This window comes from Streptomyces xiaopingdaonensis (genome assembly GCF_000262345.1).
Classification (GTDB): Bacteria; Actinomycetota; Actinomycetes; order Streptomycetales; family Streptomycetaceae; genus Streptomyces; species Streptomyces xiaopingdaonensis.
This window is the reverse complement of the sequence record NZ_AJTQ01000127.1, coordinates 1-19,455: the sequence shown is the minus strand read 5'-3', so window position 1 is coordinate 19,455 and position 19,455 is coordinate 1. Positions and strand designations below refer to the sequence as shown.

The 19,455-nt window shown below is 71.0% G+C and carries 15 protein-coding genes; 5 read left to right on the top strand and 10 right to left on the bottom strand.

Annotated elements, in window-relative coordinates; translation table 11 throughout:
* From UWG_RS29815 to UWG_RS0110360, 3 genes are all read right to left on the bottom strand, one after another.
* Positions 1–406, bottom strand: a 406-nt coding sequence (locus UWG_RS29815) for a GIY-YIG nuclease family protein (RefSeq protein WP_033196070.1), incomplete at its 3' end; no start/stop codon positions are given.
* A gap of 100 nt (positions 407–506) precedes the next feature.
* Positions 507–1,163, bottom strand: a complete 657-nt coding sequence (locus tag UWG_RS0110365) for an MBL fold metallo-hydrolase (RefSeq protein ID WP_016907138.1) — start codon at positions 1,161–1,163, stop codon at positions 507–509.
* A 31-nt stretch (positions 1,164–1,194) separates the two neighbouring features.
* The gene (locus tag UWG_RS0110360; RefSeq protein ID WP_016907137.1) at positions 1,195–1,893 is read right to left on the bottom strand and encodes a maleylpyruvate isomerase family mycothiol-dependent enzyme; all 699 of its coding nucleotides are present in this window, start codon (positions 1,891–1,893) and stop codon (positions 1,195–1,197) included.
* A gap of 214 nt (positions 1,894–2,107) precedes the next feature.
* On the opposite strand from UWG_RS0110360, the gene uvrA reads away from it, so the two are divergent.
* Both uvrA and UWG_RS0110350 read left to right on the top strand, forming a co-directional pair.
* Positions 2,108–5,065, top strand: a complete 2,958-nt coding sequence (uvrA, locus tag UWG_RS0110355; protein WP_016907136.1) for an excinuclease ABC subunit UvrA — start codon at positions 2,108–2,110, stop codon at positions 5,063–5,065.
* Between the two features lie 56 nt (positions 5,066–5,121).
* On the top strand, positions 5,122–5,586 hold the full coding sequence (locus UWG_RS0110350; RefSeq protein WP_474773138.1) for a Rieske (2Fe-2S) protein: 465 nt from the start codon (positions 5,122–5,124) through the stop codon (positions 5,584–5,586).
* 68 nt (positions 5,587–5,654) lie between these two features.
* Here UWG_RS0110350 and UWG_RS0110345 read toward each other — a convergent pair whose 3' ends face one another.
* A complete protein-coding gene (locus tag UWG_RS0110345; protein ID WP_016907134.1) occupies positions 5,655–7,016 on the bottom strand; it encodes an MFS transporter in 1,362 nt (453 codons plus the stop codon).
* Between the two features lie 588 nt (positions 7,017–7,604).
* Between UWG_RS0110345 and UWG_RS0110340 the strand changes: the two genes are divergently transcribed.
* A complete protein-coding gene (locus UWG_RS0110340) occupies positions 7,605–10,859 on the top strand; it encodes a phosphodiester glycosidase family protein (protein WP_106429948.1) in 3,255 nt (1,084 codons plus the stop codon).
* Positions 10,860–10,927: 68 nt separating this feature from the next.
* Here UWG_RS0110340 and UWG_RS0110335 read toward each other — a convergent pair whose 3' ends face one another.
* From UWG_RS0110335 to uvrB, 3 genes are all read right to left on the bottom strand, one after another.
* The gene (locus UWG_RS0110335) at positions 10,928–11,902 is read right to left on the bottom strand and encodes a TerC family protein (RefSeq protein WP_016907132.1); all 975 of its coding nucleotides are present in this window, start codon (positions 11,900–11,902) and stop codon (positions 10,928–10,930) included.
* A 420-nt stretch (positions 11,903–12,322) separates the two neighbouring features.
* Positions 12,323–12,898, bottom strand: a complete 576-nt coding sequence (locus UWG_RS0110330; RefSeq protein ID WP_016907131.1) for a TerD family protein — start codon at positions 12,896–12,898, stop codon at positions 12,323–12,325.
* 213 nt (positions 12,899–13,111) lie between these two features.
* Positions 13,112–15,262, bottom strand: coding sequence for an excinuclease ABC subunit UvrB (uvrB, locus tag UWG_RS0110325; protein ID WP_029391337.1), 2,151 nt, complete (start codon positions 15,260–15,262; stop codon positions 13,112–13,114).
* 202 nt (positions 15,263–15,464) lie between these two features.
* On the opposite strand from uvrB, the gene UWG_RS0110320 reads away from it, so the two are divergent.
* Positions 15,465–16,334 (top strand): glycerophosphodiester phosphodiesterase, encoded by an 870-nt coding sequence (locus UWG_RS0110320; protein ID WP_016907129.1) that lies wholly within the window; start codon positions 15,465–15,467, stop codon positions 16,332–16,334.
* Between the two features lie 137 nt (positions 16,335–16,471).
* Complete coding sequence (locus UWG_RS0110315; RefSeq protein ID WP_237720048.1) at positions 16,472–17,056, top strand: methylated-DNA--[protein]-cysteine S-methyltransferase; 585 nt, start codon at positions 16,472–16,474, stop codon at positions 17,054–17,056.
* A gap of 23 nt (positions 17,057–17,079) precedes the next feature.
* Here UWG_RS0110315 and UWG_RS0110310 read toward each other — a convergent pair whose 3' ends face one another.
* From UWG_RS0110310 to UWG_RS0110300, 3 genes are all read right to left on the bottom strand, one after another.
* Positions 17,080–17,829, bottom strand: a complete 750-nt coding sequence (locus UWG_RS0110310) for a PIG-L deacetylase family protein (protein WP_016907127.1) — start codon at positions 17,827–17,829, stop codon at positions 17,080–17,082.
* A 35-nt stretch (positions 17,830–17,864) separates the two neighbouring features.
* Entirely contained in the window at positions 17,865–18,680 is an 816-nt protein-coding gene (locus UWG_RS0110305; RefSeq protein ID WP_016907126.1) for an MHYT domain-containing protein, read from the bottom strand.
* Between the two features lie 172 nt (positions 18,681–18,852).
* The gene (locus tag UWG_RS0110300; protein WP_016907125.1) at positions 18,853–19,308 is read right to left on the bottom strand and encodes a type II toxin-antitoxin system PemK/MazF family toxin; all 456 of its coding nucleotides are present in this window, start codon (positions 19,306–19,308) and stop codon (positions 18,853–18,855) included.
* Between the last annotated feature and the right edge of the window lie 147 nt (positions 19,309–19,455).

The window sequence follows — 19,455 nt, the reverse complement described above, 5'->3', positions numbered from 1 at the left end:
GCGCGTACGGGCCGAAGTAACGGACGCCCTTCTTCTTCGGGCCGCGCATCACCTGGACCCGTGGGAACTCCTCGTTGAGCGTGACGGCGAGGGAGGGGTAGCTCTTGTCGTCCCGGTACTTGACGTTGAACCGGGGGTCGAACTCCTTGATCCAGGAATACTCCAGCTGGAGCGCCTCGACCTCGTTGCCGACGACGGTCCACTCGACCGAGGCGGCCGTCGTGACCATGGTGGCGGTCCTGGGGTGCAGCCCCGCGAGGTCCTGGAAGTAGTTGGCGAGGCGCTGGCGCAGGCTGTTGGCCTTCCCGACGTAGATCACCCTGCGGTGCTCGTCGCGGAAGCGGTAGACCCCCGGGGAGTCGGGGATCTCACCCGGCTTGGGCCGGTAGCTGGAAGGGTCTGCCATGACCGCCACCCTACGACGAGCCACCGACGGCCAACCGGGCCTGTGGACAACCCTCGGCGCACCCCGGGGAGCACCTCGCGCACGCCCGGAGGCGCACGCGCTACCACCCGCGCCGGCGCCACTCCTCGACGTTCGGCCGCTCCGCTCCGAGCGTGGTGTCGTTCCCGTGGCCGGGGTAGACCCAGGTCTCGTCGGGGAGTTGCTCGAAGAGCTTCACCTCGACGTCGTCGAGGAGCCGCACGAACGCGTCCGCGTCGCCGAAGGTGTTGCCGACGCCGCCGGGGAAGAGGCAGTCGCCGGTGAAGAGGTGGGGGTGGCCGTGCGGGTCGTCGTAGACGAGGGCGATCGAGCCCGGCGTATGGCCGACGAGGTGGCGGGCCGTCAGCTGGATCTCGCCGATCTGCACGACGTCGCCGTCGTCGAGGAGCACGTCGGTGTGGACGGGGATGCCCTCCGCGTCGTGGCGGCCCGCGTAGGTGCGTGCGCCGGTCGCCTGCACGACCGGTTCGAGGGCCTGCCAGTGGTCGCCGTGGCGGTGCGTGGTGAGGACCGCGCGGATGCCGTCGTCGCCGATGAGGCTCAGCAGGGTCCCGGGTTCGTTGGCCGCGTCGATCAGCACCTGCTCGCCTGTGGTGCGGCAGCGCAGGAGGTAGGCGTTGTTCTCCATCGGGCCGACCGCGACCTTGGAGATCATCAACTGCTGCAGCTCGTGTACGTCGGCCGGGCCGCCGACCTTGACCGTTCCGGTGTATGGCATGAACTCAGGGTAGGCGGCCCGGCACGTGTGCTCAGAGCCCGGGAAGCACGGGAAGCCGGGTGTTGGCGCTGAGTCCGGAGCCGTCGGTGCGGCCCGTGACCCAGCCGAGGAGCGCCGTCGCCGTGCCCGTCACGACGACGGCCGGTTCGCCGGGGGCTCCCGTGTGGTGGACGCCGCCGGCCTCGGCACGCAGCTCGACGGAGTCGGCGACCTGCGGGTGCCGCTCGAACCGCTCGGCGACGACGGCGAGTTCGCGCTCGACGAAGTCGGCGGGGAGGTCGTCGAGGGTGTAGCCGATGCCGAGGTCGACGTGGTGCAACTCGACCTCGGCACGCCGCCTGAAGGGCAGCGAGCCCGCGCGGTCGACGACGCCGTTCCGGAGCTCGACGGTCCGCTCCCAGCTCGCGTCGTCCTCGGCGGCGAAGGCGGCCTCGAGCCGGGCGACGGACTCGCGCAGATCCTTCAGCTGCACCGCGTGCGGGCGCGGTGCGTCCCGCTCGATGTCGGCCTCGCGCACGGCCTCGTCGGCGTACATCGGGCCGCCCCGCAGGACGTTGAGGAGCGCGTCCGCGTTCCTGGCGAGGTGGGCGACGACGTGGCCGCGGGTCCAGCCGGGCAGGCGCGAGGCGGCGGCGAGGGAGGCGTCGTCGAGCGAGGCGACGGCGGCGAGGAGGCGGTCGCCGGAGGCTTGGAGGAGGGCGTTGTCAGTGGCGGGTGGGATGTTGGACATGAGCAGAACCTAGCCGTGGTCCGACGAACCCGAAATCCCGCCTCTCGGGACGTCGGAGCCGCGCAGACCGTCAGCAATTCGAATGTCCGTGCTATAGAGTCGACAGGTGGCACCGCTCGAAACCCAGGCACGCACGAGCGGCGCCGCCATACCCTTGGAGGGTCCCCGATCCGTCGCGGGGAGCCCTCCGCACACACGAAAGGTGCCAACCGGCGTGGCCGACCGTCTTCTCGTCCGTGGCGCGCGCGAGCACAATCTGCAGAACGTCTCGCTCGACCTCCCGCGCGACTCCCTCATCGTCTTCACCGGCTTGTCGGGCTCCGGCAAGTCCTCGCTCGCCTTCGACACGATCTTCGCCGAGGGGCAGCGCCGCTACGTCGAGTCACTCTCCGCCTACGCCCGCCAGTTCCTCGGGCAGATGGACAAGCCCGACGTCGACTTCATCGAGGGCCTCTCCCCCGCGGTCTCGATCGACCAGAAGTCGACGTCGCGGAACCCGCGCTCGACGGTCGGCACCATCACCGAGGTCTACGACTACCTCCGCCTCCTCTACGCCAGGATCGGCAAGCCGCACTGCCCCGAGTGCGGCCGGCCGATCGCTCGGCAGTCCCCGCAGGCGATCGTCGACAAGGTGCTCTCGCTGGAGCCCGGCAGTCGCTTCCAGGTGCTCTCCCCGCTCGTCCGCGAGCGCAAGGGCGAGTTCGTCGACCTCTTCAACGACCTGCAGACCAAGGGCTACAGCCGCGCCCGCGTCGACGGAACCACGATCCAGCTCTCCGACCCGCCGAAGCTCAAGAAGCAGGAGAAACACACGATCGAGGTGGTCGTCGACCGCCTCACCGTCAAGGAGAGCGCCAAGCGCCGGCTGACCGACTCCGTCGAGACGGCCCTCGGTCTCTCGGGCGGCATGCTCGTCCTCGACTTCGTCGACCTGGAGGAGGACGACCCGCAGCGCGAGCGGATGTTCTCCGAGCACCTCTACTGCCCGTACGACGACCTCTCGTTCGAGGAGCTGGAGCCCCGCTCCTTCTCCTTCAACTCCCCCTTCGGCGCCTGCCCCGTCTGCACCGGGATCGGCACGCGGATGGAGGTCGACCCGGAGCTGATCGTCCCCGACGAGGAGAAGTCGCTCGACGAGGGAGCGCTCCACCCCTGGTCGCACGGGCACACGAAGGAGTACTTCGGCCGCATCGTCGACGCCCTCGCCGACGCGCTGGGTTTCCGCACCGACATCCCGTGGGCCGGCCTGCCGGCGCGCGCGAAGAAGGCGCTGCTCCACGGGCACAAGACGCAGATCGAGGTGCGGTACCGCAACCGCTTCGGCCGCGAACGCGCCTACACGACCGCGTTCGAGGGCGTCGTGCCGTTCGTCAAGCGGCGCTACCAGGAGGCCGAGACGGACGCGAGCCGCGAGCGGTTCGAGGGGTACATGCGCGAGGTGCCCTGCCCCACCTGCGAGGGGACCCGGCTCAAGCCGCTCGTCCTCGCCGTGACGGTGCAGGGCAAGTCGATCGCCGAGGTCTCGGCGATGTCGATCGTGGAGTGCGCCGGATTCCTCGGTGAGATGAAGCTCGACAGCCGGGAGCGGAAGATCGCCGAGCGGGTCCTCAAGGAGGTCAACGAGCGGCTCCAGTTCCTCGTCGACGTCGGCCTCGACTACCTCACGCTCAACCGCGCCGCCGGCACCCTCTCCGGCGGCGAGGCGCAGCGCATCCGACTCGCGACGCAGATCGGCTCCGGGCTCGTCGGCGTGCTCTACGTGCTCGACGAACCGTCCATCGGCCTCCACCAGCGGGACAACCACCGGCTCATCGAGACGCTCGTCAGGCTGCGCGACCTCGGCAACACCCTGATCGTCGTCGAGCACGACGAGGACACCATCAACGCCGCCGACTGGGTCGTCGACATCGGCCCAGGCGCCGGCGAGCACGGCGGCAAGGTCGTGCACTCGGGCCCGCGGGAGGAGCTGCTCCAGGCGAAGGGGTCGATCACCGGCGACTACCTGACGGGACGCCGAGAGATCCCGATCCCCGAGGAGAGGCGCCCGGTCGATCCGGACCGCCGGCTCGTGGTGCGGGGCGCCAAGCAGAACAACCTCCAGGACGTCGACGCCGCCTTCCCGCTCGGCGTGCTCACGGCGGTCACGGGGGTCTCCGGCTCCGGCAAGTCCACCCTCGTCAACGACATCCTCTACACGCACCTCGCGCGCGAGCTCAACGGCGCCAAGCTCGTGCCGGGCCGGCACGTCCGCGTGGACGGCATCGAGGAGGTCGACAAGGTCGTCCACGTCGACCAGTCGCCGATCGGGCGCACCCCGCGCTCCAACCCGGCCACCTACACCGGCGTCTTCGACCACGTGCGGAAGCTCTTCGCGGAGACCACCGAGGCGAAGGTCCGCGGCTACCAGCAGGGCCGGTTCTCCTTCAACGTCAAGGGCGGTCGCTGCGAGAACTGCCAGGGCGACGGCACCATCAAGATCGAGATGAACTTCCTGCCCGACGTGTACGTCCCGTGCGAGGTCTGCCACGGCGCGCGGTACAACCGCGAGACGCTGGAGGTGCACTACAAGGGCAAGAACATCGCCGAGGTGCTCGACATGCCGATCGAGCAGGCGGTGGAGTTCTTCGGCGCCGTTCCGAGGATCGCCCGCCACCTCCGGACGCTCAACGACGTCGGCCTCGGCTATGTCCGCCTCGGGCAGCCGGCCCCGACGCTCTCGGGCGGCGAGGCGCAGCGCGTGAAGCTCGCGAGCGAGCTCCAGAAGCGGTCGACGGGGCGCACCGTCTACGTCCTCGACGAGCCCACGACCGGCCTCCACTTCCAGGACATCAGCAAGCTGATCGCGGTGCTGGAGGGCCTCGTCGACAAGGGGAACACGGTGATCGTCATCGAGCACAACCTCGATGTCGTAAAGACCGCCGACTGGCTCCTCGACCTCGGCCCCGAGGGAGGCGGAGGCGGCGGCCTCGTCGTGGCGCAGGGCACCCCCGAGGAGGTCGCGGCGGTGCCGGCGAGCCACACGGGCAAGTTCCTCCGGGACGTACTCGGCGACAGGTTCAGCGACGCCTCGCCGCAACTCGGCAGCACGGCGTCCGGAGCGAAGCGGGCTCCGGCGAAGAAGGCGGCCGCAAAGAAGAGCGCCGCGAAGAAGGCGGCGCCGAAGGGGAAGTGAGCAGCCGGGCAGGGTCCGAGCACCCTGCCCGGTGACCGGGGCGTAGGGTGCGCCGTGTGACAGAGAGCGCCAGGACACCGCGGGTTCTCCCCGACCGACCGCAGGCAGCACGGCGTACGGTGCTCTGCAGCGCCGCACTCGCAGCCCTCGGGCTGGGGACGGCGGGCTGTGCGGGAGCCGAGTCGCAGAGTTCGGGCGACGCCGCCCCTTCCACCCCCATCGACCTCGGCTCGGCCGACGCGGTCCCGGTCGGCGGCGCGAAGCTCTATGCGGAGGAGCAGATACTCGTCTCGCAGCCGGGCAAGGGTGAGTTCAAGGCGTTCAGCGCCGTCTGCACCCACCAGGGGGCGAAGCTCTCGAAGGTCGAGAACGGCACGGCCGACTGCCCGCTCCACGGCAGCCGGTTCAGCGTCGAGACGGGCGAGGTCGAGCACGGTCCCGCGACGGCGCCGCTGCCGGAGATCCCCGTCGACGTCACCGAGGACGGCAAGCTCGTCACCGATCCCGGCAAGGCCGGGTAACCACCGGGACCGGGCCGGGCCGGCGGACGGCGATCGGTAGCGCCAACCGCCGCGCGCCGGCCGGGTGTTCAGATGCGGTAGCGGCGCAGCGACGGCAGCGCGAACGCCAGCGCCAGCATGCAGACCACCACCAGTACGCCCCCGACGGCCGCGGCCGTGCCGGGCCCGACCGCGGCGCCCGCCGTCCCGTGCACCAGGTCCGCCACCCGCGGGCCGCCGGCGACCACGACCGTGAACGCGCCCTGCATCCGCCCGCGCATCGCATCCGTCGCCACCGACTGAAGGATCGACTGCCGGAAGACCATCGAGACCATGTCGGCGACCCCCGCGGCCGCCAGGAAGCCCACGGCCCACCAGAGGTTGGGGCTCCACCCGAACCCGGCCACCGCGACGCCGAACCCGACCACCGCGAGGATCACCATCCACCCGTGGGAGCGTGCCCGCGAGAACGTTCCGGAGAAGAGCCCGCCGGCGACGGCGCCGATCGGGATCGCGGCGTAGAGGAGTCCCAGCGCGAGCCCTTCGCCCCACGGCGCGTATGTCGTGGCGGCGAGCTGCGGGAAGAGCGCGCGGGGCATGCCGAAGACCATCGCGATGATGTCGGCGACGAAGGAGAGCAACAGCACCTGTCGCGCCCCGATGTACCGGAATCCCTCGGAGAGTTCCCGCCAGCCGGCGCGTCTGCGCCGTGGCGTCCGCTCTTCCGGTGCTGCGCCCTCGTCGGCGTCGAGCGGCGGGAGCGGCGGGAGCCGCCAGACCGCCCACAGGGCGAGGCACAGCGCCAGCGCGTCGATCAGGTAGAGCTCGGCGAGGCCGATGAGGGGTATCAGCGCGCCGGCGAGCAGCGGTCCGACGATCATGCCCGTCTGCGCGACCGTGGAGCCGAGCGCGTTGGCCGCGGGGAGTTCGCCGCGTGGGACGAGGCGTGCGATGGCTGCGCTGCGCGTCGGGGAGTTGATGCCGAAGAACGCCTGCTGCAGAGCGAGCAGGACCATCAGCACCCACACGGAGTCGAGGCCGACGAACGCCTGGACCCAGAAGAACGCCGAGGTGACGGCGATGCCCGCGTTGGTCACCAGCATCAGCTTCCGCCGGTCGACGGCGTCCGCGATGGCGCCGCCCCAGAGGCCGAAGACGACGAGCGGCACCAGCCCGGCGATGCTGGAGTACCCGACGGCCGCGGAGGAGCCGGTGATGTCGTACACCTGCTTCGGGACGGCGACGGCGGTCAGTTGGCTCCCCACCGCGGTCACCGCCGTCGACGACCACAGCCGGCGGAAGGCAGGACGCCGCAGCGGACGCGTGTCCGCGACGAAGCGCCGCCACCCTCTCGGCTTCGCCGGTACCGGCTCCGCCTCCGCCGGCTCGGCGGTCTGCTCCTCCGGTCTCTCGTCTCGGCCGGCTCTTCCTCCGGCCCGGACGCCGCCCACCGCGGCTCCCTTCACTCGCGTCCGGCCGTCCGCGAGCACGGCGGACGGGCACACGGTCGGGTGCGACGGTGTGCCTCAGCACTGTAGTGCGGTTTGGGAGCTGACAGGACAGGTGTCCGCTGGTCGAGCAGCCGTGCTCTGTTTTTCTGCCGGCCGGGGTGTTCCTCGACGTGCCACGGACCACTCCGGCCGGCGCGTCATGCCACCGGGTTCGCCGGCCGTGGCGCAAGCCTGGTCCCGCGGTGGCGAGCAAGCGAAGCGTGCGGCACTCTCCTGGTCCCTCGGCAACGGCACGCGCGTGGCGCATGGTTGGGCAGGTGTTCTTGTCGACTTCTCTCCTGTGCCTGGTGCAGACCTCGCCTCCTTGGGACCCTGTGCCGCGTTGTCCGTGAAAATACGGATGTAGCTCACGTTCTAGGAGGGACGTTGAGGCGAACAGGCACATACAGACGACGCGTCGTACGGCCGCTGCTCTCGGCAGCGGCCGTTTGCACGTTGGGCGCGGGGTTGACGCCGTCCGCGTCGGCGGAGTCGCCGCCGGCCCCCGCGGCCGCCACCGAGAAGGCCCCTGCCGGCTCCGAGCGCGGGATGGAGCTGGCGCGGCAGACCCGACCGGTGGCCCCGGGCGCCGAGTTGACGTCGTTCGAACGGTTGGAGCCCGACAAGTGGCTGCGAGCCGACGCACTCAGCGTCGACCTCGGCGGCGGCACAGAAGCCGACTACCTCTCCTCGGGAAAGGTCTCCGAGCGCCGACCGGTCAGCGAACTCGCCGAAGCCCACGACCCGGGCCCGGACCGCAGGACCGTCGCCGCCTTCAACGCGGACTTCTTCGACATCGACGAGACGGGCGCCCCGCTCGGCCCGGGGGCCGAGAACGGCGAGCCGACGCACTCCCCCGCACCCGGCAACTCGGAGGCCGTCGCCATCGGCCCGGACGCCGCAGGCAAGGTGCTCGACCTCTACTTCGAGGGAACGCTGACGCTCCCCTCGGGCGAGGAGAAGCTCGGCGGCTACAACGCGGCGAACGTCCCGGCGGACGGCGTCGCGCTCTACAACCACCGCTGGGGCAAGGCCGATCGCGCCCTCACCGTGGAGGCGGGCGACGCGGTCGCCGAGGTCGAGGTCAGGGGCGGCCGGGTCGTCGCCGTTCGGGACGAGCCGGGGGGCGCGCCGGTCCCCCGCGGCGCGACGGTGCTGCTCGGGCACGGCGTCGGCGCCAAGAAGCTCGCCGGACTGAGCCGGGGTGACCGCGTCGCGACGGAGTACCACGTGCGGACGGCGGGAGGAGGCCCGGTGCCCAGGACCGCCGTCGGCGGGCGCGGGGTGCTCGTCGCCGACGGTGTGGCGCAGGACTGGGACGGCAAACCCAACAACGCCGCGGCGCCGCGGACTGCGGTGGGTTTCTCCAAGGACGGTCAGACGATGCACGTACTGACGGTCGACGGACGGCAGGCCGCGTCCGGCGGGACCACGCTCACCGAGCTGGCCCGGATGATGAAGAAGCTCGGCGCCCACAACGCGCTCAACCTCGACGGCGGCGGCTCTTCGACGCTTCTCGCCCGCCAACCCGGTCAGGAGCATCCGCAGTTGGAGAACTCCCCTTCGGACGGCGAGGAACGCGAGGTGCCCAACGGCCTCGCGCTCACCGCCCCGGCGGGCAGCGGTCACCTCGAGGGCTTCTGGGTGGACACGGCGACCGACCCGGACAAGGCACCGACCGCCGACCCGATGCCGTCCGGCCATCCGGGGCGCGTCTTCCCCGGCCTCACGCGGCAGTTGCGCGCGGACGGGTACGACGAGACCTACGGCCCCGCGGACGGCCGCGCGAGCTGGCGCAGCTCGAAGCCGGGCGTCGGGGAGGTCTCCCGGGCCGGGGTGTTCACGGCGGCCAGAAGCGGAACTGCAGAGGTGAGCGCGCGCAGAGGGGGTGCCGACGGCGCCCGGGACCTCACCGTGATAGGCGACCTCGACCGGGTGGCGCCGACCCGGGAGCGGGTGGGGCTCGCGGACGCGGAGGCCGAGGCCGAGTTCGGCGTCGTCGGCTTCGACGCGCAGGGGACGAGCGCCCCCGTCGAGCCCGCCGACGTCGCACTCTCCTACGACACCTCACTCTTCGAGATCACGGAGGGCAAGGGCGAGGAGCACGGCGTCTTCACCGTGCGGGCGAAGCCGGGCCACGAGGACGCGTCCGGCACGGTCACCGTCGAAGTGCAGGGCGTCAAAACGGAGCTGGCGGTCACGGTCGGCCTCCGCGACCAGGACGTCGCCGACTTCGAGGACGCCGACGACTGGACCTTCGACGCCGCCCGCGCCTCCGGCGAGGCGAAGGCGACCCCCGACGGGCAGACCGGCCAGGGCCTCCGGCTGACGTACGACTTCACTCAGTCGACCGCCACGCGTGCGGCGTACCTGTCCCCGCCCCAGCCCGTGCGCGTCGAGGGGCAGCCCCAGTCCTTCGGCGTCTGGATCAAGGGCGACGGCCACGGCGCCTGGCCCTCGCTGGAGTTGACGGACGCGGCAGGCGAGAGCCGAGTGCTGCGAGGCGACCACGTCGACTGGGAGGGATGGCGGCACCTCACCCTGCCGCTCCCCGAAGGCGCCGCCTACCCGTTGACGGTGAAGCGGTTCTACCTCGCGGAGACTCAGCCGGGTGCACAGTACAAGGGCGATGTCGTCGTCGACGGCCTGACGGCGCAGACTCCGCCGGACGTCGAACTCCCGTCGGCGGCACGGCCGCAGGACCCGCTCATCTCCACGGCGGCGGACGTCGAGGGGCGCGACTGGCGGTTCGCCGTCCTCTCCGACGCACAGTTCGTGGCGCGGGAGCCCGACGGGGAGAACGCCGAGCAGGCCCGCCGGACACTGCGCGAAGTGAAGGCGGCCGCGCCCGACTTCGTCGTCGTCAACGGGGACTTCGTCGACGAGGGGTCCCCCGAGGACCTGGCCTTCGCACACCGGATGCTCGACGAGGAGCTGGGCGACGAGGTGAAGTGGTACTACGTACCGGGCAACCACGAGGTGATGGGCGGCGAGATCGACGACTTCGTCGAGGAGTTCGGTCCAGCGAGACGCACCTTCGACCACAAGGGCACCCGGTTTCTCACGCTCGACACCTCGTCGCTGACGCTGCGCGGTGGCGGATACAGCCAATTCACCGAGGTGAGGCGGCAGTTGGACGCGGCAGCGAAAGACCCTTCCGTCCGGTCGGTCGCCGTGCTCCAGCACGTGCCGCCGCGCGATCCGATGCCGCAGGCGGCGAGCCAGCTCACCGACCGGAGGGAGGCGCAGCTCGTGGAGGACTGGCTCTCCGAGTTCCGGGAGCGCAGCGGAAAGGGCGCCGTGTTCGTCGGGGGCCATGTGGGCGCGTTCGACGCCTCGCGCGTCGACGGGGTGCCGTACCTGGTCAACGGCAACTCGGGGAAGGAACCCGCTGCCCGTCCCGAGCAGGGCGGCTTCACCGGCTGGTCGCTGCTGGGCGTCGACCGCCGTGCGCCGGGCGGCGACTGGGTCTCCGTGCAGACGCGGGCGCACGTCGACGACCTCCGGTTGCGCGCGCCGGAGCGGCTCGCCGTCGGCCGTACGGCGGAGGCGTCGGCGACCGTGGTGCAGGGCGAGGGCGGCTCCGCGCGGAAGGTGCCGGTGGACTGGCCGGTCAGCGCCGACTGGCAGGGCTCGCGCGGGGTCTGCGTCGACAAGGACGCGCGCCCCGGCGGCTACCCGGCGCGCTGCACGGTGGGGCTCGACTCCGCGACCGGGGAGCTGCGGGGACTGCGGCCGGGGACGGTGACGCTCTCCGTCACGGTCAACGGGGAACGGGCTGCGCAGCGGCTGAGGGTGGGGTGAGCGCCGTCGCCGTGTGACCGGCTACGGGCCGGGGTGCCGGACCTTCGTCCGGCACCCCGGGAGCGCCGTCAGTGGTCGGCCTTCTCCTCTGCCTCGCGGGAGGCCTTCCGGGACGTGTAGAGGGAGGTGATCGTCGTGACCACGAGGACGCCGCAGATCACCGAGAGCGACAGGGGGATGCTGATCTCCGGGACGTGGACGCCGTACTCGTGCAGTGCGTGCAGCAGGAGCTTGACGCCGATGAATCCGAGGATCACCGAGAGCCCGTAGGAGAGGTGGACCAGCTTCCGCAGCAGGCCGCCGAGGAGGAAGTAGAGCTGGCGCAGGCCCATGAGCGCGAAGGCGTTGGCGGTGAAGACGATGTACGGGTCCTGCGTGAGGCCGAAGATCGCGGGGATCGAGTCGAAGGCGAAGAGGACGTCGGTCGAGCCGATCGCGAGCATCACGAGGAGCATCGGCGTCATGAGGCGGCGGCCGTTCTCCACCACGAAGAGCTTGGTGCCGTGGTACTGGTCCGTGGAGGGGAACCGCCGCTCCACCAGCTTCATGAAGCGGCTCTCCTCGTACTCCTCTTCCTGCTCGTCCTGCGCGGCCTCGCGGATCAGCTTGACGGCCGTCCAGATCAGGAAGGCGCCGAAGAGGAAGAAGACCCAGGAGAAGGTGGAGATCACCGCTGCCCCCGCGGCGATGAAGGCGGCGCGGAGGACGAGGGCGATGAGCACGCCCACCATCAGCACGCGCTGCTGGTAGATGGAGGGCACCGAGAACTTCGCCATGATCAGGATGAAGACGAAGAGGTTGTCGACGCTGAGCGACTTCTCCGTGATGAAACCGGCGAAGAACTCGCCCGAGGGTGTCGGCCCCGCGAAGAGCCACAGCCCGAGGCCGAAGAGCCCGGCCAGGGCGACCCAGACGACCGTCCAGGTGCCGGCTTCCTTGAGGGAGACCTCGTGCGGTTTTCGGCCTCCGACGAAGAAGTCGACGGCGATCAGGGCGCAGAGACCTGCGATGGTCAGCACCCATGTGGCGATGGAGATGTCCATCCGTACACCTTCCGGCTTGCGAACACGCATCGACCGGAGGTCTCTTCCGCCCGCGGCTCGCGCCGGGACCGGCGCTCCGGGTCCGGGCTCTGGCCGGCCGTACTGACGGAGTCACCGCGTCCGGGAATACTCCCCTCCGCTCAAGAGAGAGTAAAGCAAGCCCAAATGAAGTTAAAGTGAACTGGTCAGCGGCGCACTCCGAGAGCGGCGAGCGGCGGTTGCAGGTGGCTCTGTGCTGCGGTCGGCGGCCCGACCGGGAGCGTGCGGGCGAGAACTCGGACGCCCGTACGTGCGGCGGTCGTTCACCTGGAATTCACCCTGAGGGCGGACCGCGTACGGGCGCCGGGCGGAGCCGGCCGTTCCGCTCCCGGCCGGCTCCGGCCCCGCGCTCCCGGAGCGCGGGGGCGCGAGCGGAAAGGGCTACAGGTGGGGCTGGATCGCGGGCATCAGGTCCTGGAAGGTACGGCCGTTGCTGTGGGCGCCGAGCGCCGTCATCTGCCAGCCCCCGTCCTGACGGTGGACCTTGGCCATGATCTGCGCGGTGTAGTCGCCACCACCGGTAAGGGTGTAGCGGGCCAGCTCCTGGCCGTTGGTCTCGTCGACGAGACGGCAGAACGCGTTCTCGACCTCGGCGAAGGTCTGGCCCGTGAAGGAGTTCACGGTGAAGACGATCTGGTCGATGTGCGCCGGCACCCGCGAGAGGTCGACGAGGATCGACTCGTCGTCCTCGTCGTCCCCCGCGCCGCCGACCAGGTTGTCGCCGGTGTGCTTCACCGAGCCGTCGTCGCTCACCAGGTGGCGGAAGAAGACGACGTCCTTGGGCTCGCCCGAGGCGAAGAGCACCGCCGAGGCGTCGAGGTCGATCTCCTTGGGCTTGCGGAAGAGCCCGCGCCGCGGCGCCGCCTTCCAACCGAGGCCCATACGCACCGACGTCAGGGAGCCCCCGCCCCGCTTCTCCAGGCTCACGGCCTGGCCCTTGGACAAGTTGACCGACACGTGCGTCCCCTCTCGACGTAGCTGGCTGCCGCCGGACATCCGGCGACGGTCATGTCCCCGCACCCTACGGGCGTGTTCACGCGCACCCAACGGGCTGTCGGCGCTCCGTGCCTTCCCGCAATACTCGCACCGCCCGTCCGCGCTCCGGCAGTCGGGCGCGGCGATGCTCCAACGCGCAGGTGCCCAGGGCGTCTTGGGCGCGCGCCGCGCTCCCTACTTCAGGCCGACCTCCTGCATCTGCCGGAGCTCCTTCTTCATCTCCGAGACCTCGTCCCGCAACCTCGCCGCCACCTCGAACTGGAGCTCCGCGGCCGCCGCCCGCATCTGCTCGGTGAGCTGCTCGATCGACTCCGCGAGTTCGGCTGCGGGGCGGTCGGTGAGCTCCTCGGAACCCTTGCCCCTCTTCTTCGCCGGTGCCGGCGCCTTCCCCTTCTTCGCCTTGCCGCCCGCCTGCTCGGCCTGCTGGCCGCCCTTGGCCGGCTTGCCCGTCGTCTGGCGGTAGCCGCTGCCGAGGAGTTCGGTGGTGTCGACGTCCTCGCGTGCGATGTCCGCGACGATGTCGCCGATCTTCTTGCGGAGCGGCTCCGGGTCGATGCCGTGCTCCTCGTTGTAGGCGATCTGCTTCTCGCGGCGGCGGTTGGTCTCCTCGATCGCCTGCTGCATCGACGGTGTGACGCGGTCCGCGTACATGTGGACCTGACCCGAGACGTTCCGGGCCGCGCGGCCGATCGTCTGGATCAGGGTGGTTCCGGAGCGGAGGAAGCCCTCCTTGTCCGCGTCGAGGATCGCGACGAGCGAGACCTCCGGGAGGTCGAGGCCCTCCCGGAGGAGGTTGATGCCCACGAGGACGTCGAAGTCCCCCGAGCGCAGCTCTCTCAGCAGTTCGACGCGGCGGAGCGTGTCGACGTCGCTGTGGAGGTAGCGGACCTGGATGCCGAGTTCGATGAAGTAGTCGGTGAGGTCCTCGGCCATCTTCTTGGTGAGGGTGGTGACGAGGATGCGCTCGTCCTGCTCGACGCGGGTGCGGATCTCGTGGACGAGATCGTCGATCTGGCCCTCGGTCGGCTTGACGACGACCTGCGGGTCGACGAGGCCGGTGGGGCGGATGACCTGCTCGACGTAGCCGTCGGAGCGGGAGAGCTCGTACTCCCCCGGGGTGGCAGAGAGGTAGACGGTCTGGCCGATCCGCTCGGTGAACTCCTCCCATTTCAGGGGGCGGTTGTCCATCGCCGAGGGGAGTCGGAAGCCGTGGTCGATCAGCGTGCGCTTGCGGGCGGCGTCGCCCTCGAACATCGCGCCGATCTGGGGGACGGTCTGGTGGGACTCGTCGATGACGAGGAGGAAGTCCTCGGGGAAGTAGTCGAGGAGGGTGTGCGGTGCGGAGCCCGGGTCACGGCCGTCGATGTGGCGGGAGTAGTTCTCGATGCCGGAGCAGGTGCCGACCTGGCGCATCATCTCGATGTCGTAGCTGGTGCGCATCCGCAGGCGCTGCGCCTCCAGCAGCTTGTTCTGCTTCTCCAGACCCGTGAGGTGCTCCTCCAGCTCGGCCTCGATACCGGTGATCGCCCGCTCCATGCGCTCGGGGCCCGCGACGTAGTGCGAGGCGGGGAAGACGTAGAGCTCGTCGTCGTCCGAGATCACCTCTCCGGTGATGGGGTGGAGGGTCGAGAGCGCCTCGATCTCGTCCCCGAAGAGCTCGACGCGGACGGCGAGTTCCTCGTAGACGGGGAAGATCTCGACGGTGTCCCCCCGGACCCGGAAGGTGCCGCGGGTGAAGGAGACGTCGTTGCGGGCGTACTGGATCTCGACGAGGCGGCGGAGGAGGCCGTCGCGGTCGACCTCCTCGCCCACCTTCAGAGGGACCATGCGATCGACGTACTCCTGCGGGGTGCCGAGACCGTAGATGCAGGAGACGGAGGAGACCACGACGACGTCCCGCCGGGTGAGGAGCGAGTTGGTCGCGCTGTGGCGGAGGCGCTCCACCTCCTCGTTGATCGAGGAGTCCTTCTCGATGTAGGTGTCCGTCTGCGGGACGTACGCCTCCGGCTGGTAGTAGTCGTAATAGGAGACGAAGTACTCGACGGCGTTGTTCGGCAGAAGCTCGCGGAACTCGTTGGCGAGCTGGGCCGCGAGGGTCTTGTTCGGCGCCATGACGAGGGTCGGACGCTGGAGCTGCTCGATCATCCAGGCCGTGGTGGCGGACTTGCCCGTGCCGGTGGCCCCGAGCAGCACGACGTCCTTCTCACCGCCGTTGACCCGCTGCGACAGCTCGGCGATGGCCGTGGGCTGGTCGCCGCTGGGCTGATAGGGGCTGACGACCTCGAAAGGCGCCACCTTGCGTTCGATCTCTGTCTTGGGCCGCATGTCCTCCACGGTACGGCTCCGCACTGACAACCGGGCCTGCCCGAGTCGGGCCCGACCGGCGAGAAGGCGTCGGGGGTGCATAAACTGATCTGTACCGATACGGCGACTTCACCTCACCTTTGCCTCATTCACGCTTTCTTGTACTGATCATCGGGAACGCTGCCTGCGCAATCCGTGACCGCACAGATGCGAGGAGTCCCGAATGTCGATACGCGCCGTCGCACCCGCAGCAGGTGGTGTCCTCCTGAGCGGGGTGCTTCTCCTCTCCACCGCCCCGTCGTCCCAGGCCGCAGCGAAGGACGCGCCGCTGCCCGTGGCACACCGCGGTGCCTCCGCCTACGCTCCGGAGAACACCCTCGCCGCCGTGGACAGAGCCCATGAGCTGGACATCGACTGGGTGGAGAACGACGTCCAGCGCACCAAGGACGGCGAGCTGGTCGTCATCCACGACACCACGCTCGACCGCACCACCGACGCCGAAGAGGTCTTCCCCGACCGCGCCCCCTGGAACGTCGGCGACTTCACCCTGGAGGAGATCTCCCGGCTCGACGCCGGCGGCTGGTTCGACAAGGACTTCAAGGGCGAGCGCGTGCCCACCCTCGAGCAGTACCTGAACCGGCTCGACGACACCGGTCAGCACCTGCTGCTCGAGCTGAAATCGCCGGAGCTCTATCCGGGCGTGGAGGCCGAGATCCTCAAGCAGCTCGACGAGAAGGGCTGGCTCGACCGCGGCCACGTCCGGGACAAGCTGATCCTCCAGAGCTTCGACGCGGACGCCGTCAAGACGGTCCACCTCACCGAGCCCACGGTGAAGACGGGCTTCCTAGGCAACCCGAAGGTCGGCGAGCTCGCCGACTACGCGAAGTTCGCCGACCAGATCAACCCGCAGTACACCGCTGTCACCAAGGAGTACGTCGACGCCGTACACGAGCACAACGGACCGCACGGGCAGCCGCTGGAGACCTTCACCTGGACCGTCGACGACGCCGAGACGGCACGCGCCATGGCCGACGCGGGCGTCGACGGGCTGATCTCCAACAAGCCGGACGTGGTGCGGGACGCGGCGAGCTGACCCGCGTCCGCTCACGCCCGGGGCTCCACGCACCGCCCCCGGCACGGAAGACGCCGTGCCGGGGGCCTCGTGCGTCCCGCCCCTCGACGGGCTGCGGGCGCCGCGGGATGTCGGTGCCCGGACGTAGAGTCCTCGGCATGGCTGAAGTGCAGGGCGGAGAGAAGACGGCGGGCGCCGGTTGCGTATGGGCGGTGCACCGCGCGCCGATCGGCCCGCTCCTCCTCGCGGCGACGGAGCGCGGGCTCGTCCTCGTCGCCTTCCACGCCGACGCGCGCACGGTCGAACTCCGGCTGGAAGAGCTGCGCGCCGCGCTCGACGGCCCGCCCGTCGCGCGGGCCGAGGCAGCGGCGGGCCCGGCCGCGGACCATCTCGACGCGGCGGCAGCGGAGTTGGCCTCGTACTTCGCCGGCCGACTGCGCTCCTTCGGCGTCCCGCTCGACTGGTCGCTCGTCGGCGGCTACCAGCGGCGCGCGCTCCAGGAGCTCGCCGCCTCCGTCCCCTACGGCTGCACGGCGGAGTACGGCGAGCTCGCCCGCCGCACGGGCGAGCCCGGTGCCGCGCGCGCCGTGGGGGCGGCGATGGGGGCCAACCCGCTGCCCCTCGTGGTGCCCTGCCACCGGGTGGTGGCCAGCGCCGGCGGGATCGGCGGCTTCGGCGGTGGGCTGGAGACGAAGCGGGAGCTGCTGGCCCTGGAGGGGGTGCTGCCCGAGCCGCTCTTCTGAACCGTCCCCGGCGCGGTCCGACCTCAGCGGGAGTAGAGCTCGAAGGCGACCGCGCGGCTGCCGCCGTGGCGCTCGGCCGCCGGGACGAGGCCGCCGTGCACCACCGAGCGCGCGTACCCCTCGGGGTCCGAGCTGCCCAGGCCGGTCAGGTAGGTGCGGTGGGCGAGGAGCGACCCGACGGCGCGGTCGACCGACCGCTCCCGCACCGCCGCTGCGTGCGTGGGACGCGGCGATCCTGCGACGGCGACCCAGCGGACGCCGCCCCACGGCTGGAGGTCGCCCGATTCGAGCTGGTCGGCGAAGATCCACCGGTTGCCCGCGTCGCCGACCGCGTCGAGGACGCCGCGGCCGACGGCGCGGTGGTCGGGGGTGTTCCAGCTCCCCGGCGCCCAGGTGTCGTGGTGGTTGATGGTGAGGACCAGCTCCGGGCGGAAGGCGCGCAGCACCGCCGTGATGTCGGCGCGCAGTCCCGGCCCCTCCTCCAGGACTCCGTCCCGGTGGTCGAGAAAGCGCACCTCCTCGACGCCGACGGCGTGCGCCGCCTCGCACTGCTCGGTCTCGCGCAGGGCCGCGCACTCGACCGGCTCCAGTCCGTCGATCCCGGCCTCACCGCGGGTGACGAGGAGGTAGGCGACCTCCTTGCCCGCGGCCGTCCACTCCGCCACGGCCGCGGAGCCGCCGTACTCCATGTCGTCGGGGTGCGCGACGACGGCGAGTGCGCGCCGCCAGTCGTCCGGCATCGGTTCCAGCTCAGGCGTCTCCTCGGCAGCCATGCCCTTCCGCCTCTCGTTCCGGGTCCATCCGGTCGTCAACGGTGCTCGAACGGGGTGCGCTCCAGTCTCTCGCCCGCCGTTCCGCCCGGCCGGGAGCCTCCACCGCGCTTCGCGTCGCGCTCCGTCATCGGGTCGAGGGTGACGAAGAGCCCCACGAGGAGCAGCAGGAGGACGGGGCCGACGAGGATCGGCGCGAGCGTGCCGACCGTCGAGGTGGCCTCGCTCACGGCGCCGTCGTGCGCGTGCACCGTGGCCGCGCCCATGGCCGTGTAGTGCATGCCGCCGACGGCGATCCCCATGATCAGCGCGGCGCCCAGCGAGGCTCCGAGGAACTTCACCGACGTGGCGAACCACAGCGCGACCGTCGCGGCGACGATCGCGATGGCGAGGGAGAGCGCCACCGTGGGTCCGTCGTACGAGATCGTCCCCGGCATCTGCATTCCGGCCATGCCGAGGTAGTGCATCCCGGCGAAGCCGACCCCGGTGACGGTCCCACCGCCGAGCAGCGCGGCAGTACCGCGGTCGCGCCGCCCGACGAGGAAGATGCCGAGCCCGACCACGACCACTCCGACGAGCAGGCTCATGTACGTGGTCACGAGGTCGTAGCTGATCTCCATGCCGCGTGCGCTGAACCCCGTCATCGCCACGAAGTGCATCGTGAAGACGCCGGCGCCGATGGCGACGGAGCCGAGCAGCAGCCACCCGCTGCGGTTGCTCGGCTTCAGCGTGCGCGCGCGGGCCGTGCAGCGCAGCCCCACCGCACTGCCGAAGCACGCCATCGCGTACGCGGCGAGTGGGACGAGCGGGCCGTGGCTGAACCCGTCGACGGGGACGGCGGCGGCGGTGTGCATGGACGACCTCTGGCGGGACGCGGTGGAGGGCTCGGGGCGGGCGCACGTACGACGCGTGCGGCGGGGCCTCACTTTAGAGACGCCGCACCCCTTCTGCGAGGGTTTCCCGGGAAGAGGAAGGCGCACGGTCCGGTGGCCCCCGACTCCCGCCGCTGCTCGGCCAGTTGCGCCTTCAGCGCCAGTGGTGGAGCTGACGCAGCCTGTCGACGACCGCGTTGAACCGGGCGCGGTCGAGCGCACACGCCTCCCGGCGCATCCCGTCGGCGTGGACCCGCAGCACCCGCGCGACGCCCACCCAGGAGTCGCGGCCCTCCGCGTCCCACGGCCCCGAGCCGAGAGGAAGCCACTCGGGGTCGTCCTTGCGCACGCGGGAGCTCAACTGCACGGCGAGGAGCGTCTCCCCCTGCTCCCTGGCGACGACGAGGACGGGGCGGTCCTTGCCGCGTCCGTCGTCCTCCTCGTACGGCACCCAGGTCCACACGATTTCGCCCGGATCGGGCTGACCGTCGGGCTCGGGGGCGTACGCCGTGCGCACGGGGCCGACCGCGCGCGGGTCGACCTCGCGGGTGGCCGTGGGGCCGAGCCGGCCGGGGAAGGCGGCCGGGGCTGCGTCGAGCTCGTCAGTCATGGCGCCAAACTACCGGGCCGACGCACGCGTTGGGGCTCCGGGCGGCGGGGAGGTCCGTGAGGCGGTTGCCGTACGGTGGGGCCGACGGGTCAGGGGCGTGCGCAGCAGGAAAGGCTTGTCGACCGAGGTGACGTCTGCTAACGCGGT